This window comes from Mesorhizobium sp. M8A.F.Ca.ET.207.01.1.1 (genome assembly GCF_004794715.1).
Taxonomy (GTDB): Bacteria; Pseudomonadota; Alphaproteobacteria; order Rhizobiales; family Rhizobiaceae; genus Mesorhizobium.
Genome location: NZ_SRUS01000439.1, coordinates 1 through 310, shown reverse-complemented (window position 1 = coordinate 310; position 310 = coordinate 1). Strand labels below are relative to the sequence as shown.

The 310-nt window shown below is 63.5% G+C and carries 1 protein-coding gene; it reads right to left on the bottom strand.

Annotated features, from left to right (window positions below; translation table 11 throughout):
* Positions 1 to 310, bottom strand: a 310-nt coding sequence (locus tag EN850_RS35265) for a dienelactone hydrolase family protein (protein ID WP_189591342.1), incomplete at both ends; no start/stop codon positions are given.

Sequence of the window (310 nt, the reverse complement as noted above, 5' to 3'; positions counted from 1 at the left end):
CTTTCTTGTCATAGCGCGCGGCCGAGGTGTCGTTGTTGAAGGCGTGGTTGGCGCCCTCATAGACATAGACCTTGTATTCGACATGCGCGGCGTCGAGCGCTTTCTTGTAGGCATCGATGCCGGCATTGGTCCGGCTGTCGAGACCGGCATAGTGAAGGAGCAGCGGCGCCTTGATCTTCGCAGCATCCTCAGCCTTTGGCTGCATGCCGTAGTAGGCGACGCCGGCGCCGAGATCGGGCGCATGGACGGCGAGCTGGTTCACCGCGCCGCCGCCCCAGCAGAAACCGACCGCCCCGACCTTGCCGTTACC